Annotated in this window: 16 protein-coding genes and 1 pseudogene; all 17 read left to right on the plus strand. The window is 39.6% G+C overall.

The window, feature by feature from the left end:
• The first annotated feature begins 13 nt into the window (after positions 1-13).
• Entirely contained in the window at positions 14-916 is a 903-nt protein-coding gene (locus QVO66_RS09620) for a glycosyltransferase family 2 protein (protein WP_021855278.1), read from the plus strand.
• A gap of 4 nt (positions 917-920) precedes the next feature.
• The gene (locus QVO66_RS09625) at positions 921-1,913 is read left to right on the plus strand and encodes a glycosyltransferase family 2 protein (protein WP_021855279.1); all 993 of its coding nucleotides are present in this window, start codon (positions 921-923) and stop codon (positions 1,911-1,913) included.
• Positions 1,914-1,970: 57 nt separating this feature from the next.
• On the plus strand, positions 1,971-2,933 hold the full coding sequence (locus QVO66_RS09630) for a glycosyltransferase family 2 protein (protein ID WP_021855280.1): 963 nt from the start codon (positions 1,971-1,973) through the stop codon (positions 2,931-2,933).
• Between the two features lies 1 nt (position 2,934).
• Positions 2,935-3,873 carry a glycosyltransferase family 8 protein gene (locus QVO66_RS09635; RefSeq protein WP_021855281.1) on the plus strand — a complete coding sequence of 313 codons (939 nt, stop codon included), beginning with the start codon at positions 2,935-2,937 and terminating at the stop codon, positions 3,871-3,873.
• Between the two features lie 10 nt (positions 3,874-3,883).
• Complete coding sequence (locus QVO66_RS09640) at positions 3,884-5,014, plus strand: glycosyltransferase family 4 protein (protein ID WP_021855282.1); 1,131 nt, start codon at positions 3,884-3,886, stop codon at positions 5,012-5,014.
• Positions 5,011-5,988, plus strand: coding sequence for a glycosyltransferase family 2 protein (locus QVO66_RS09645; RefSeq protein WP_021855283.1), 978 nt, complete (start codon positions 5,011-5,013; stop codon positions 5,986-5,988). Before QVO66_RS09640 ends, QVO66_RS09645 begins: the two co-directional genes overlap by 4 nt.
• 114 nt (positions 5,989-6,102) lie before the next feature.
• Complete coding sequence (locus QVO66_RS09650) at positions 6,103-7,308, plus strand: hypothetical protein (RefSeq protein WP_288172784.1); 1,206 nt, start codon at positions 6,103-6,105, stop codon at positions 7,306-7,308.
• Positions 7,305-8,444, plus strand: coding sequence for a glycosyltransferase family 4 protein (locus QVO66_RS09655; protein ID WP_021855285.1), 1,140 nt, complete (start codon positions 7,305-7,307; stop codon positions 8,442-8,444). The genes QVO66_RS09650 and QVO66_RS09655 overlap by 4 nt, the downstream gene beginning before the upstream one ends.
• Positions 8,441-9,673: a glycosyltransferase gene (locus QVO66_RS09660; protein WP_021855286.1), complete on the plus strand. Its 1,233-nt coding sequence runs from the start codon at positions 8,441-8,443 to the stop codon at positions 9,671-9,673. The genes QVO66_RS09655 and QVO66_RS09660 overlap by 4 nt, the downstream gene beginning before the upstream one ends.
• 199 nt (positions 9,674-9,872) lie before the next feature.
• Complete coding sequence (locus QVO66_RS09665) at positions 9,873-11,165, plus strand: hypothetical protein (RefSeq protein ID WP_021855287.1); 1,293 nt, start codon at positions 9,873-9,875, stop codon at positions 11,163-11,165.
• An 88-nt stretch (positions 11,166-11,253) separates the two neighbouring features.
• Positions 11,254-12,393 (plus strand): glycosyltransferase, encoded by a 1,140-nt coding sequence (locus QVO66_RS09670; RefSeq protein ID WP_021855288.1) that lies wholly within the window; start codon positions 11,254-11,256, stop codon positions 12,391-12,393.
• Between the two features lie 50 nt (positions 12,394-12,443).
• Positions 12,444-13,037 (plus strand): sugar transferase, encoded by a 594-nt coding sequence (locus tag QVO66_RS09675; RefSeq protein WP_125105579.1) that lies wholly within the window; start codon positions 12,444-12,446, stop codon positions 13,035-13,037.
• A 13-nt stretch (positions 13,038-13,050) separates the two neighbouring features.
• On the plus strand, positions 13,051-13,332 hold the full coding sequence (locus tag QVO66_RS09680; protein ID WP_021855290.1) for a PqqD family protein: 282 nt from the start codon (positions 13,051-13,053) through the stop codon (positions 13,330-13,332).
• 13 nt (positions 13,333-13,345) lie between these two features.
• The gene (locus tag QVO66_RS09685; protein ID WP_021855291.1) at positions 13,346-14,458 is read left to right on the plus strand and encodes a nucleotidyltransferase domain-containing protein; all 1,113 of its coding nucleotides are present in this window, start codon (positions 13,346-13,348) and stop codon (positions 14,456-14,458) included.
• Positions 14,455-15,339: a hypothetical protein gene (locus QVO66_RS09690; protein WP_021855292.1), complete on the plus strand. Its 885-nt coding sequence runs from the start codon at positions 14,455-14,457 to the stop codon at positions 15,337-15,339. Before QVO66_RS09685 ends, QVO66_RS09690 begins: the two co-directional genes overlap by 4 nt.
• Before the next feature lie 23 nt (positions 15,340-15,362).
• Complete coding sequence (locus tag QVO66_RS09695) at positions 15,363-16,154, plus strand: polysaccharide biosynthesis/export family protein (RefSeq protein ID WP_021855293.1); 792 nt, start codon at positions 15,363-15,365, stop codon at positions 16,152-16,154.
• 24 nt (positions 16,155-16,178) lie between these two features.
• Positions 16,179-16,839, plus strand: a pseudogene (locus QVO66_RS09700) (GumC family protein); the annotation flags it as partial.

Below are 16,839 nucleotides of genomic sequence, written 5' to 3' on the forward strand. Positions count from 1 at the left end.
ATTTTTTAATGATATGGTGTCTGTTGTCGTTCCTGTTTATAATGCGGAAAAATATATTCAACAATGTGTTCGTAGTATTTTAAATCAGTCATATTCTGATTTAGAACTCATTTTGGTTGATGATGGTAGTTATGATTCTTCTGCTTCCATATGTCATGAGTTAGCTCAGAAGGATGCTAGAATTAAATACTATTATCAGCCAAATAATGGGGTTACGAGTGCGAGAAAAAAAGGAGTGGAATTAGCATCTGGAGAATATGTTACATTTGTTGATGCAGATGATACCATTGAAAAAGATTTTCTTAAAATTTTAGTTGATAAGATAACTAAAGGATTTGATATGGTTATTTGTGGAACTTCATTAGAAGGTGAGATGGATGGTGATACGTTTGTTTCTGCTATATTAGAGAACAAGTTGCCTGTAACTATTTGGGGGAGACTCATAAAAAAAAATATCTTATCAGATGAAGTTTTTAATATCTCTCGTGATTTGCCAATAGGTGAGGATGTTATCATGAATATCCTAATAGGCTTGCGTGTCCATCATTCTATTTATGTCCTTAATAAAAGCTACTATAATTATGAAGTTCACGATACATCTGTCACGAATGGACGTGTACCTACCTTGGCTTACGAGGAAACTTATATATCAAGAATAAAAGAAGCACTTGGAGATAGGTTTTGGGATTTCTGTGCATCATATTTGTTTCTGAAATTGCATGTATTAGAGAACCTTATTGTGTGTAGGGCTAAAATACCATATCGAAAAGATTGGATTTGTTCAACTTTGCAAGATGCAAAGAATTTGGATTTATCATGTCGTGAAAGAATTGTAACCTATGTTCATAATTCTTTTCTTTGTCGTTATTTATTAGCTATTGAACGTCGTTTGCGTTTGATGGGTATAAAAAAATAATAGCATGGTTTCGATTATTATTCCCGTATATAATTCCGAAACAACGTTAAGACGTTGTTTGGAAAGTGTCATTAACCAATCAATATCTGATTGGGAACTTATATTGGTTGATGATGGAAGTAATGATAAATCTGGTGAAATCTGTGATGAATATGCAGAAAAGAATCAACGAATTAAAGTCTTTCATAAGAAAAACGGAGGTGTCAGTTCTGCTCGTAATATAGGACTTGATAATGCGAAAGGAAAATGGATTGTATTTATAGATGCTGATGATTTTGTAAAAGAATCTTATTTGGCAAATCTATTGGAACATTCACAAAAGCAAGTTGATTTGGTGATATCTTATGCTGAGATTCATAATGGTGATGATATCAATAAAGAATCGTATCCACCTAAATTGATAGACGATACGAATTTTGAGTCCATGTTTATAGAAAATGATATGAATTGGCATACCTCTCCTTGGAGTAAATTATATAAAAGAAGTATTATAGAGGAACATCGTTTACGCTTTTGTGAGGGTATGCATATTGGGGAAGATGCAGTATTCCTATATTCATATATGTTGTGCTCTAATAGAATTTATATATCTAATGATACGGATTATTGCTATTTTGCTTACAACGAAGGTTCATTAACAAAGCGTGTGAATTCTTTAGATTCAGAGACTCTCGCTTACAACCAAATTTTGGCAATCGTAGAATCTATGATTGCCAAAAAATCAATAAAGAATTTTATTGCTTTGAAGAATCTCAATTGGTTGATTGCTTCATACCAAAGACGTATTCTAAATGCACTGTACCACAATAAAGTACAAAAGCCAAAAAGATTATCGATTTTACTAAATATTAATTGGGGGTATTATATTAAACATATTAATTCAAATTCTATAAACGAAAAAATACAAATAGCTTTATTAAAAAAACATCATTATAGATTGTATGATTTTATTAGAAGTATTGTAATTCTAATAAGAAAGATAAAATTATCTATGTGAGAATTATTTTCTTGATCAGGTAGCATATTTACACAAAATCTTAAGAAATTTAAATAAATGGAATATACAGCTGTTATCCGCACATTAGGCACTGCCAAAGAAAAATATCAAACTTTATTAGACTCTATAAAGCGGCAAACTGTTAAGCCTTCAAAAATATTAGTATATATTGCGGAAGGCTATACAATACCGAAAGAGACTATTGGAAAGGAACAATATATTTATGTAAAAAAAGGTATGGTGACACAACGTGCTTTGCCTTATGATGAAGTAGATACAGAATTTGTTTTATTCTTAGATGATGACGTGTATTTACCTGAAACAGCGGTAGAGCAGTTGTATGGGTATTTAATTGATTATGATGCTGATGTTATTTCTCCTGATGTATTTCCAAATGCAGAACGTTCTTTCTTAGGTAAATGTTTGATGATGCTTTCTGGGAGAATGTTAGCAAGAAAGGATGATGGCAAATGGGGATATAAGGTGATGCGTAACTCTGGTTATTCCTATAATAACCATCCGAGTCCCGGAGTTTATTGGTCTCAGACAAATGCCGGTCCTTGTTTTTTCTGTAAAAAGGCGGATTTTCTAAAAATTCATTTTGAAGATGAACTTTGGCTCGATAAAATGAAATATCCTATGGGTGAGGATCAGGTTATGTTTTATAAAATGTACCTGTATGGGTTAAAGCAATTAACATGGTTCCATAGTGGAATAAGGCATCTAGATGCGGGATCGACCATGCTAAATGAAGATAAAGAAAAAATGTTGATATATTCTGATTTTCGTTTTAAAACGATATTCTGGCACCGTTTCATATATATGCCTGACAGAAACTTTTTTAGTCGGTTATTGAGCTTAGTTTCTATTGGATATGCCTTTGGCTTTACGTTATTTATATCTGCTCTAAAATGTAATTTTAGCATTTTAAGATTGAAGTATAAAGCAATAAAAGATGCTTGTCAATTTATAAAGAGTAAAGAATATAAAAAACTTCCATTAATAGAAAATTTAATTTGATATGAATATTGTACCTATAGTTTTTGCCTTTGATAATAATTTGATTTTACCAGCATGTGTTTGCATATCATCATTGATGATGAATGCTAATGAAGATACATTTTATGATATTTTCATCTTACATTCAGCCCATATAAAATTAAAAAAAGAAGAATTGGATAAACTACCGTTGTATTACAAAAATTGCCGTATTCAATATAAGCAGGTAGACGATACATTTGATTCTTCTTTTGAAATCCGAGGAATAACAACACCTGCATATTATCGCTTATTAATCCCAGAATTGATTACAGAGTATGACAAAGTGATATATTCAGATGCCGATATTATTTTTAGGATGGACTTGTCAGAGTTGTATCATTCTGATATATCGCAATATTATTTAGCTGCAACCAAAGATGTATGGTTAAATTTTAGCGATGACGGAATGAAATATATTTCTTCTGTAAATGGTTTGCGGCAAGGACGATATTTGCAGTCAGGATTTATTATGATGAATTGCAAAAAAATGTTGGAAGACAAATTGGTTGACAAATTCCGCAATTTTGCTAAAGAGAAACTGAAATATCAAGATCAAGATATTCTCAATCTCACTTGCGGTGAGAAAGTATTGTTTCTATCCATGAAATATAACATGACAGATAATTTATATTACTTTCTCAATAAAGAGAGAGATAAAATAGCCTCCATTCTGTCAGGAGAAGATATTTGTAAAGCGATGAATAATGGAAACATACATTTTAATGGTCATAAGCCATGGAAAAAATACAGTATAAACTTTGATGTCTGGTGGGAGTATTATCGAAAATCACCTTTCTTCGATGAAAGATTTTATTTCGACTACTTTTATTATCGATTGAATATATTTGACCAATTGTCTTTATGGAAAAGAATTAAAATATTGGTGAGATATTTTGTATATGGAAAACGTATAATTTAAACTAGGAAGAATGAAGATTGTTTATTGCTTACCGTCTACATACCTTTTAGGAGGAGTGGAGCGGATTGTATCAAGTAAAGCTAATTTACTTTCTGAAATGGGACATGATGTATCAATCGTTACTACCGATCAACAAGGAAAACAACCATATTTTAAGATTAACAATAACATAAAATGTTATGATTTAGGTATCAATTATTGTTTAAATGGTCAACGCAGTTTTATAAAGAAATTATTTTATTTTTTTTATAACTTCTATCAACATAAAAAGAGGTTAAAGAAATTGTTGTTGGAATTGAGGGCAGATATAGTCATATCAACTTTTCGTACCGAAATGGGATTTCTACCAAAAATAAAAGATGGTAGTAAAAAAATTGTTGAGTTTCATGTATGTAAACCTATGTTCCGTATTACTAGAAGAAAGGGGATAATGGGTTATGTAGATGATTTTATGATGCCTAAAATGATTCATTCATTACGAAAATATGACCGCTTCGTAGTTTTAAGTCATGAGGATGCAGACAATTGGAAAGAATTAAATAATGTTTCTGTTATTAACAATTTTTGTTCTAAGAACTTTGCAGAAAAGGCAAAATTAGAGAAACATCGTGTAATTTCTGTGGGCAGATATGAATATCAAAAGGGCTATGACCGATTGATCAATGCCTGGGCTTTGATTGCCAAACAAGTTCCTGATTGGACTCTTCATATCTTTGGAGAGGGAAGTTTACGGCCTGTGTTGACAAAACAGATATATGATCTAAATTTAGAAAAATCTGTCTTTCTTGATGGGGCGACGAATAATGTTGGCAAAGAACTGTCAGAATCTTCTATTGTTGCTTTTACTTCTAACTATGAAGGCTTTCCCATGGCTATAGTAGAAGTAGAATCAGCTGGTCTCCCTGTTGTTAGTTTTGATGCTCCATGTGGTCCTAAAGATATTATTAGAGATGGAGAAGACGGTTTCTTGGTAAAAAATGGGGATATTGAAGATTTCGGAAAGAAACTTCTTTCTCTTATGCAGGATGAAGAATTAAGAAAAAAAATGGGCGAGAAAGCCCTTGAGAATTCGAAAAGATTTACGCAAGAAAATATTATACCACAATGGATTTCCTTGTTTGAAACCATATTAAAGAAATGAAAATATCTGTAATTGTTCCAATTTATAAGGTTGAGGCTTTTATCGCTCGTTGTGCCAGGTCTTTATTGGAACAGACGCTGACGGATGTAGAGTATATTTTTGTGGATGATGCCTCACCGGATGGAAGTATTGCTGTGTTACGTAAAGTGCTTGCAGACTATCCGCAACGAAGCGCTCATGTTAGGATTCTGACTCATGCTGAGAATAAGGGATTACCTGCTGCCCGCAACACAGGTCTTGCGGTTGCCAAAGGAGAATATATATTTCATTGTGACAGCGATGATTTCGTAGAGCCGGATATGTTTGAGCAACTCTACCGCAAGGCGACTGATGTTAATGCGGATATAGTGTGGTGTGATTGGTGGTTGTCGTTCGCCAAAAATGAAAGATACATGAAACAACCGGAATACCATACATCTATAGAAGCATTGAAAGGTATGCTGAGCGGTGTAATGAAGTTTAATGTATGGAATAAGCTTATACGCAGATCTTTGTATGTGGATAGTAAAATAGAGTTTCCTGCCGGATACGGCATGGGTGAAGATATGACAATTATGCGTCTTTTTGCCCGTGCTTCAAAGGTCGCATATTTGCCAAAAGCCTTTTATCACTATGTACAGCTCAATACAGGAGCATTCAGCAAAACCTACTCTAATCGACATTTGGAGGAATTGCAATATAATGTATCATTATTGTTAAATGATTTACAAGAAATGTTCGGTGAACAATTGAAAAAAGAAATGGCTTTCTTTCAATTGGATGTGAAGTTCCCTTTCTTGATTACAGACGACTTTTCTAAATATAGATTATGGCAGTCTTGGTATCCTAATGCAAACAAATACATTCTTAAGAATAAACAACTGTCATTGCGTAGCCGTTGCCTGCAATGGTTGGCATGGAAGAATCAATTTTGGGCAGTATGGCTCTATTACAAATGTGTACATAAAGTGATATACGGACTGATTTATAGATAAAGAACTATGTGGATATTGCGGTTGGTTGGAATGGTAGTACTTACCATATTGACCAGTTTTTATTTTTTTCCGTTTGAATTTACCTTTTTGCCGGGAGCCAATACCAAGATGGTTATGGCAGGTATAGGATTAATAATATTGATTGTTCAATTAGCACGTCAAGGTCAATCTTTGATTAATAAGGATATTTTTAATCTTGCCATAATGGCAGGTATAGTATCCTTAATCGGCTTTTTTGCTGTAATATGGAATGACACTCATGATTATACTTATGCCACTTATATTGTCTCAATGTTGGTTTGGCTTTCAGGTGCATACGTGGTTATTCAAGCTATCAAAAAATTTCATGGACATATTTCTGTGGAATTGTTATGTAATTATTTGATTGTGGTATGTGTTGCCCAATGCCTGATAGCCTTTGCGATGACACAGTCTCCTTCTTTGAAAGCATTTGTAGATAGTTTCTTAGGAAGTACAGGATTTATGGGGAAATTAAAAGACAGAATGTATGGTATCGGTGCAAGTTTGGATGTAGCCGGTTCGCGTTTTTCTGTCATATTGATGATGATTGTATTTCTTTTGACAAAGAATGCTAAAACAGAGAAGAAAAAATATATTGGGTTATACATGATAGCCTTTGTATTAATTGCTGTAATCGGAAGTATGATGTCTCGCACTACTTCTATAGGTGCAATTTGTGCTTTGGCTTATCTTATTTATGTATCTCGTCTTTATACTTTAAAGTTTGATTCAAACATGGCACATGTTTATGGTTGGTTTATTGGTATTATGTTTGTCATGATTTTGTTGATAACTTACGTATATAATACAAATCAGACTTTCCGCTATAATTTACGTTTTGGTTTTGAAGGATTTTTTAGCCTCGTTGAGAAAGGTAAATGGGAAGTTCATTCTAATGAAATTCTTAAAAATATGTATGTGTTTCCTGATAATCTTAAGACATGGATTATAGGTGACGGGTATTTTGATAATCCGAATGGTTCAGAACCTTATTATACAGGCCCGATATGGCATGGCTTTTATCAGAATACGGATGTAGGTTATTTGCGATTTATCTATTATTTCGGCGTGGCTGGACTTATTGCTTTCAGTCTTTTTATGATTAAGACTGGTAAAGTTTGCATGGATCGTTTCGCCTCATACCGCAGTTTATTCTTTGTAATTCTTTTGTTGAACTTCGTTGTCTGGTTTAAAGTCTCTTCTGATATATTTTTAGTTTTTGCCCTGTTCCTATGTCTTGATAAAGACGATGACCAAATGGCTGTTCAGAAATCATTAGAGAATAATGTAATATCATGAAAATAATCTATTGCACCCATTCAACATATAACCCCGGCGGAATGGAGCGTGTGCTGCTGAATAAGGTAACATATCTTTCGCGTCTTAAGGGATGGGATGTTTCTATTGTTACAACAGACCAGCATCACAGGCCGCCGTTCTATCCGTTTCCTGAGAATGTGAGGATGACGGATTTGGACATAAATTATTCGGACGACAACGACAAGGGGACGTTGAAAAAGATTTGCGGCTATTTGCGCAAGAGAAAGGAACACAAACGTAAGCTGACTGAGCTGCTGAAAAGGGAAAAGGCCGACATCGTGGTGTCGCTCTATCCGTCGGAATCGTCGTTCATCCCGGAGATAAAAGACGGCAGCAAGAAAGTGCTTGAGCTGCATTTCTGTAAGTTCTTCCGTCTGCAATACGGACGCAAAGGTCTGATGGGACTGATAGACAAATGGCGCACACGGCAGGATGAACGCATAGTAAGAAGGTTTGACAAGTTTGTAGTGCTTACCAACGAAGACCGCGGCTATTGGGGCAGTCTGCCGAACATAGAGGTGATACCCAATGCGGCAATGCATGTGAGCGACCGCTATTCAGATGTTACCGCGAAAAGAATAATAGCCGTAGGAAGGCTTGACCATCAGAAAGGTTTCGACAGGCTGATACGTGCGTGGGAGATAGTGCAGCGTAACTCTTATTTTACCGACTGGCGTCTCGACATCTTCGGCCAGGGCGAATGGCAGGAGATGCTGCAGCAGATGATTGACGAAAGACATCTGCAGGACACGATGCGGATAAACAGTCCGACAAAGCAGATTGGCGATGAATACGCGCGAAGCTCAATGCTGGTGATGAGCTCCAATTATGAAGGCTTTCCGATGGTGATGATTGAGGCAATGGCATGCGGGCTGCCCGTTGTGGCGTTCGACTTTAAGTGCGGTCCAAAGGACATCATCAAGGACGGCGAGAACGGACTGCTGGTAAGCAACGGTGACATTCAGGCACTGGCAGACGCCATGATGAATGTGATGGTTGACGAAGAATATAGAAAGAGACTGTCGAAGAACGCTCTTAACGTGGTTTCCACTTATTCAGAAGAAACGGTGATGAATAAATGGATAAGCCTGTTTAATTCTTTGACTGAGAGATGAAAAAGCTACTTCAGATAAATCCTGTGTTACGTGTCTCTACCTCAACGGGACGCATAATGCAGGAAATAGGCGAACTGGCCCTGCAGAACGGGTGGGAGAGTTATATCGCTTACGGCAAGGGACGCGACGGAATAAAACCTTGCAAATCGGAAATTATTCCTGTTGGCGGTATATACAGCACTCTATGGCATGGCGTTCAGACGCGTTTGTTTGACAGACATGGCCTGGCTTCAACGCACGCAACTCATGAGCTTGTCAGACAGATAGACCGGATAAATCCAGACATAATACATATACACAACATTCATGGCTACTTCCTGAATTATCGTGTCTTGTTCGATTACCTGTCGAAGTGTGGCAAGCCTGTTGTGTGGACCGTTCACGACTGTTGGCTTTACACAGGGCATTGTTATTATTACTCTTATGCCGGATGCGACAAGTGGCAGACTGGATGCGGAAATTGCCCACAGCGGAAGGATTTTCCTGCAAGTCTTGTATTTGACAGAAGTAAACGAAACTTTGAGGATAAAAAGGCAGCTTTCACATCAATGCCCAGGGACAAGTTTGTCATAGTGCCTGTTTCCGACTGGATAAGGACAGAGATGTCAAAGTCGTTTCTGAGTGAATATCGTTTCCGGGTGATTCATAACGGCATTAATACCGATATCTTTAATGTCTGTCCCGACAAAGAGGTTATTGAGAAATATGGACTGGAAGGAAAACGCATATTCTTAGGTGTGGCAAGTATATGGAGCAGGGAGAAGGGGCTGGATGATTTTATGCAATTGAGCAAACTGCTGAATGATGATGAGGTTATTGTGCTCGTAGGAATGAAAGAAGAGGAAAAGAAGAAACTTCCACGGAACATAATCGGAATAAGCAGGACCGAAAATATTCATCAGCTTGCTCAGTTGTATTCAGTTGCCGATGCCTTTGTCAATCCCACGTGGCAGGATAATTATCCTACGGTGAACTTAGAGGCTATATCATGCGGCACGCCCGTGGTGACTTATCGTACTGGAGGCAGCGTTGAGGCTGTAACAGACTCTACGGGACTTATAGTAGAACAGGGGGATGTGAAAGGACTGCTTGAGGCTGTGCGTGCCATCTGTCAGCGTGGAAAAGACTTTTATCAAAAATCATGCAGGCAATATGCCCTTCAGAATTTCAAGAAGGAAGAACGCTATGCCGATTATTTTTGTTTATACGAGGAATTGATGAATACTTAAAAACCAGATCGGTTTAAAGAGTTTAAGTATACCGTTTTTTCAGATTATTCAGATATTTATTTTTTCCGTTTTATTTCCTTTTGGTGTCTGTATTGCATGTCTTGCTGCACCTTGGATAAAACGGACAGAAGTTTATTTTGCGTAAACTGATGAAACGACTGAACTCTTTTCTTGAGTGACCGGTGAAAAATAATTTACTATGAATACACTGAAAAACTGTCAAGAAGACCTGGTGTCATTGACAAAGAGAGAAAAGTCGGTTGTCCAACGCCGGCTGGCTTTACATAAGAAATATGAGGAGGCGGTGAAGCTATATGCCGAAACGGACAAACCTTTGAAAGAAATAGCAGAAATCTGTAATGTTTCTGTAGGTGGATTAGGCAGTTATCTGCGGCGTTACTGGCGTGAACTGGTCTTTAGACACCACGGAATATCTGTGAATAACAGCAGTTTGCAGAATGTGAAAATAATAGAGACGGGAAAGCAGAACATTAATGCCCACATGAAGTATAAGGATGCTGTAGCTGCATGTGATTCATTGACATTTATTGACCTGAACATTTCTCAAATTGCACGCAAGTATGGTCTGGATGCAACAGCGATGGCCAATTTTATGCGTATACATTATCATGACACATTAGTGTGGCGCGAGAAAGTGCGCAAGCAGCTTGGAATAAATGACAATACGGCTCATGGCGCCCGTAAGAAGTGCATCAAGCAATACGCAGAGGCCGTGAGAATGTATAAAGAGACAGACATGACAATGTCGGAAATCGCCGAGGCGTGCAAGGTTTCGCTCAGCGGCTTCAGTCAGCATATGAGATTTTATCATAGCGACATTCTCAAGCAGAAACGGCAGCGGCGTAAAGTGGCAGAGGCAACCAAGACTTTTGGCAAACTGACAGGCAACGGAAGGATGTATAAGCCTGCTCCTGCAACGGAAAAGAAATATGCAGAGGCTTTAGACTTATATAAAAACACAACGATGACCATGAAAGACATTGCGAAGCATGCCGGCGTTTCGTCAGAAGGCTTCCGGTCTTATTTGCATAAATGGCATAAGAACTTGGTTCTTGAACGTTTGGGCGTTGCAGGCGATGTAGATGAAAATATCGATTTGCGTAAGGCGAAAAGACGTTTAAAGACCGTGGCTGTGAAATATGAAGGCGCAATAGAGAGCCTCAGGCAAAATCCTCGTCCGATAGCTAAGGTTGCCGTTGAATTTGGCTTCCGGCCGGATGTATTCAGAGAATATTTGAATAAGCATGAGCCGGAGCTGGCAGCCAGACAGGGTATGACGTGTTCTGCATCAGGAAAGAAAATATCCCGAAGGAGTGAGGAAAAATATTTCGTCGCGATGAAGCTGTATGAAACAACGCCGGAGAGTCTGAAATCTATTTCCAGACGGCTTGGCTTGACATATAATAGTCTTGGAGGCTATATCCGGCGTAATTATCCGGAAGTGATTAGTCGTCATCGTGATTTACTTTGACGTATGTTTGTTACCAATCAAATTAACTGAACTTAAATTAGGCAGATGCTGATTCTGCTTTTCGGCAAATGTCGAAAGAGAAACTTATATGATTAACAATAATTTTAGAGTATTACAGTTGGGTAAGTTTTACCCGATATGTGGTGGTGTGGAAAAAGTCGCATACGACCTGATGTCTGGATTGTCGGAGCAGAATGTGTATTGTGATATGATGTGTGCCGCCACAAATGGTGAAAGTAGAACTATTTCTGTGAATGAGCATGCAAAAGTCATCTGTTGCCATACGTTGGCGAAGATAGCAGCCACGATGATTTCTCCTGCAATGATTTTTGCGTTAAAGAAAGTACAAGACCAATATGATATTATACATGTGCACCATCCTGACCCGATGGCCTGCCTGGCTTTGCTGTTGTCTGGATATAAAGGTAAGGTCGTACTGCATTGGCACAGCGATATTCAGAAACAAAGGATATTGCTGAGATTATATTCTCCGTTACAAAAATGGCTGATAAGAAGGGCTGATAAGATTGTCGGCACGTCACCGGTATATTTGTCTGAATCTCCGTTCTTACGGAAAGTGCAGCACAAGACAGTGTGTATGCCCATAGGCGTCGACCCTATGTGTCCGGATGCTGCCGGTGTAAGGAAGATAAAAGACAGATATAAAGGAAAGAAGATTATTTTTTCTTTAGGACGTCTGGTAACCTATAAGGGCTACGAATTCCTTATTGCGGCAACAAAATATCTTAAAGACAATTACATGATACTTATCGGCGGTACGGGTGCTTTACGCGAGAAGTTGCAGGAAGAGATAAACTCAATGCATTTGCGTGGAAAAGTCAAGCTGCTAGGACACGTAAGCGACGAGGAACTGCCTTCATATTATGGAGCCTGCGATGTGTTTTGCTTGAGCAGCGTGCAGAAGACAGAAGCTTTCGGCATCGTTCAGATAGAGGCGATGTCATGCGGAAAGCCTGTTGTTGCTACAAAAATTCCTCATTCGGGAGTGTCTTGGGTAAATGCACACGAAGAGTCTGGCATCAATGTCGTTCCCGGTGATGCTTATGCCTTGGCAAAGGCTATTGAGGCCATTGCCGAGAATGGTGCCGCTTACGACAGATACTCAGAAGGAGCCTTAAACAGATACCAAAAGCTATTTACTAAAGAGAAAATGATAGCTAAATGCAAAGAACTTTACGACGGATTAATGAAAGAAACTAAACAATAACTGAAAAACTAATAACCATGAATGATAAAAATAATTGTCAGCACAAGAAAATGTCACTTGGGGCATGTATGTTAAAACGTATTTTTGATGTAATATGCAGTCTTGGAGGCTTGATAGTTACATCGCCTGCTTTTTTGATAATATATTTCTTTATAAAACGTGAAGATGGCGGTCCGGCTATTTTTAAACAGGAGCGGGTCGGATATGGAGGCTTGCCGTTCACGTTGTACAAGTTTCGCTCAATGAACGTCATGTCTGAGGCAGACGGAAAGCCTGCCTTATGCCAGAAAAACGACATGAGACTTACGAAGGTCGGCAACTTCTTGCGTGTACATCATTTAGACGAACTCCCCCAGTTGTGGAATGTCCTAAAAGGAGACATGAGTTTTGTGGGGCCGCGTCCGGAGCGTAAATACTTTGTCGACCAGATAAGGGCTATCAACCCTGACTACGAACTACTCTATCAGCTAAGGCCGGGACTTTTCTCTCCGGCTACATTATACAACGGATATACAGATACGATGGAAAAGATGCTTGAGCGTCTCAGAATGGATCTTAAGTATCTGCGTGAACGTTCATTATGGCTGGATTTAAAGATAATCATACTTACAGTGTCATCGATAATATCTGGAAAGAAATTCTAAATATATTAATGTAATGAATAAAATGGTATTGAACCCTAAAGCAGGGGTTAAACTTAGGAAAGTTGGCAATCAGTATATGATTGTTGAGGCTAATGAAGAAAATGCAAACATGAGCGATGTCTACAGCTTGAACCATACGGCTGCGCTTTTGTGGCAGCAAGTGGAGAAAGGCGGCACCACTCCGGATATGTTGGCTGATTATTTATGCGAGAATTTTGAGATAGACAAAGAAGTGGCAATTAATGACATAGAACGGCAGATGGCCGAGTGGAAGTCTTTTGGCCTGTTGCTTTGAATTTTATATTTGAATGGAGATAAAACAGGACGGCGCCCGACAAGAAAAGCTGCGAAACGTGCTGCTTTTGCTTGTTAGACTGGGGCTGTGGGGCGACCGGGAGGAACACAATACAAGGTTAAATCTTACAGAAGAAGATTGGAACGATGTGTTTCGCCTTGCCATGCAGCACACTGTAACGGGACTTGCATTTCAGGGAGTTTCGCATTTGCCTGACAGTCAAATTCCGCCGCAGTCTCTTCTTGTGAGATGGATGGCAGAGACTGATGCCGTTGAGCGCCGAAATAGGAAAATGAATGGCGTACTTGGCCAGCTTTATAACATATTTCATGAGAAAGGCCTTAATCCGATATTGCAAAAAGGACAAGGCGTGGCCAATTATTACGAGAGTCCGCTGTTGAGGGTATGTGGTGATATCGACCTGTATTTCAATAATAAGAAGGCATGGGACGATGCCTTGGACTTCTTGCGAAAAAACAATATAACGTTTACGAAACAGGCAGATGAGGGCATATCATACAGATGGCAAGGTGTTGACATAGAGCATCATAGCCGCTTGTTTGATTTATATAATCCTTTTCTGCAAGGTTTTGTTCGCAAGTTAGAAGGTCAAAAAGGATACCGGCATACTGCATTGTCAACATATCCGTCGGTCATAGTAACAACGCCGTCTCCATTTTTGGATATATTGTTGCAAAGCCTGCATATCTTGAAGCATTCTGTCAGCCGCGGTATCGGGCTCAGGCAGATGTGCGACATGGCTCGCTCATGCTATAAGCTGCATGGAGAAATAGATTCAGAAGAGATGAAGGCTGTATGCAAGAAAATCGGACTCCAGAGATGGTGCCCGTTGTTGCATACTTTCCTGATAGATTATCTTGGCCTTCCTAAAGACTGTCTACCTTATGAAGACACAGCGCCGTCGGCAGCTCCTCTTGCTGAAATCGTATGGCGTGGAGGTAATTTTGGTCAGTATGACAGTATGCTTGTTTCCGAATCTGTTGCTTACAGGCGCAAATTAAATACAATACGTTCATTCATGCGTAATATGCATTTTGCTTCATACTATGCACCAAAGGAAACTTTTTGGTATTTCGTTCAACTGTTGAAGGGACAATTTAAATGACAGCTACTTATTATTTCCGGGTGGCAGGCTTTCCTTTTTCCGTCTCCTTGCCAGGGGCGTGTGATATTGAAGAGCTGCTCCCGTCATTCCTTCCTTTTTATGAGACAAGTATTGGTGCTGAAGAGCCTTTGTTCCGGTTCTTTGCCGTGCCATTGAGCCAGCTGCCTTGTTCAGAGACAAAGGAGCTGATTGACGAGACCGACAATGACATGGGGCACCTTGTTCTATACGCCTTGTCAGACGGCTATTATATAGAAATCATCAATAACGGTCATTTGCACAGAATGTTTGCCAAGTCTGATTTTTCATCAGTAGAGGCACACATACAGTGGGATGACGTTAATGCCGGAAACGCTCTCTCGTCTCTTATCCGTGTGGCATACGCTCAGGCTATATTGCGCCACGATGCCGTTTCGATACATGCCTCGGCTGTCTTCTGTAACGGACAGGCATATTTGTTCTTGGGAAAAAGCGGAACAGGCAAGAGCACACATTCAGCTCTTTGGATTGAGAATATACCTGGCACGGAACTGTTGAACGACGACAATCCTACTATAAGGATTCTGAACGGTAAGGCATATGCCTACGGCTCTCCGTGGAGCGGCAAGACGGCATGCTATAAAAATGTTTCTTTCCCCGTGGGCGGCATGGTACGTTTGAATCAGGCACCTGAAAATTCGTTTCAGCTGCAGGAGGGAGCCGATGCCTTTGTAGCACTTTATCCCGGCTGCTCTTTTATTGCCAGAGACGAGCACTTACGCAACAGCCTGTATGACACGTTGACCTTATTGGCCGGGAGCGTAACGGTTGGTACTCTTGACTGTCTTCCTGACAAAGATGCAGCACTAATGTGTTATAGAGAACTTACAAGAAAACAATAAAAACAGATAAATCAAATAAAAAAATGAGCAAAAACTTTTTATGGGCAAGTTTGCTTGCCGTATTGATTCTTACGTCTTGCGCGTCACGAAAAAGTTTCGTTTACCTGCAAGACATGCAGATGGGTACAAAATATCCCATTGAGACAAAGTATGAAGCCGTTATCCATGATGATGACAGGCTTAGTATAACAGTCAGCAGTAAAAATCCTGAGTTGGCAATTCCTTTCAACATCAACGGCGGAGCTGTTCAGGTGGGAACAGACGGAAATGTTTCTGCCGCAGCTTCAGGCGGGGCCAAGCAGATGGGCTATCGTGTGGATGTCGACGGCAACATTGATTTCCCCATCCTTGGCAAGATACATGTATCCGGCATGACGGTCAATGCAGCCAAGCAGCTGATAAGAGACAAAATTATTGCCGGAAATTACATCAGTGATCCTATCGTGTCGATAGAGTTTCTCAATTTCAAGTACACGGTATTGGGTGCCGTAGGACACAACGGCACATTCACAGCCAACGGCGACCGTGTTACGCTTATTGAGGCCATAGCTAATGCCGGCGACCTTACCGCCAAGGCGCAGACCAATCGCGTGGCTGTCATCAGAGAAGTCAACGGCGACAGGCAGATGTTCATGCACGACCTTACAAGCAAGGACATCTTTGAGTCACCCTGTTTTTATCTTCAGCAGAATGATATCGTATATGTAGAGCCTAAGTACCGCAAGAAGGACACTGAAGACCGCGGCTGGCAGATCGGTACAACCATACTTTCTGCAATTACGGCAGTTTGTTCAATCTTATGGGCTATTAAGTAAAAAAACATTATCTAATAAAGTTTTATGCAAACTAATAATTCTCCCAAGAACGAGCAGAGCGTCAATTTGGTTGACTTGTTCGTTTACTTAGCCTCAAAGTGGAAATGGTTCTTGGTTTCCATTGTTGTATGCGTCGGGATAGCATGGTATAAGTATGCCCGTGCACCTTTTGTATATTTCCGTTCGGCTACAATTATTATCAAAGACCCTTCAAACAAGACAGCAACGTCTGGATTGGACCGCTTTGATAATATCATCAACAAGACCAACGTGGCCAATGAGATTCTTCAGTTCCGCTCCAAGCGGCTGATGCAGGAGGTGGTAAAACGTGTGCATGCTGATGTCAGCTATCAGATTGACGACGGGCTCCGTACCAACGAGCTCTACACGCAGTCGCCTATGCTTGTGCGTTTCCTTGATGTCATGCCGGAGCATAGCATCAGCCTTGTGATGACGCCAAAGGACAGAAACACCGTCGTGCTGTCTGATATATCCGGATTTGATGCCAAGCCGAGCTACACTCTTCACATGAACGACACTGTGACGCTGGCAAAGGGCGTTCGCGTAGTGGCAACCCGCACCAACTATTATAATGCTTCGTGGATAGACCAGCCAATCCATGTGCACAAGCGTCCGCTCAACTCTGTCGTAAACTATTACAGGTCAGTGTTCGGCATTCAGCAGG

Origin of the sequence: Prevotella sp. CAG:255 (assembly GCF_000431195.1) — a bacterium.
GTDB lineage: Bacteria > Bacteroidota > Bacteroidia > Bacteroidales > Bacteroidaceae > Prevotella > Prevotella rara.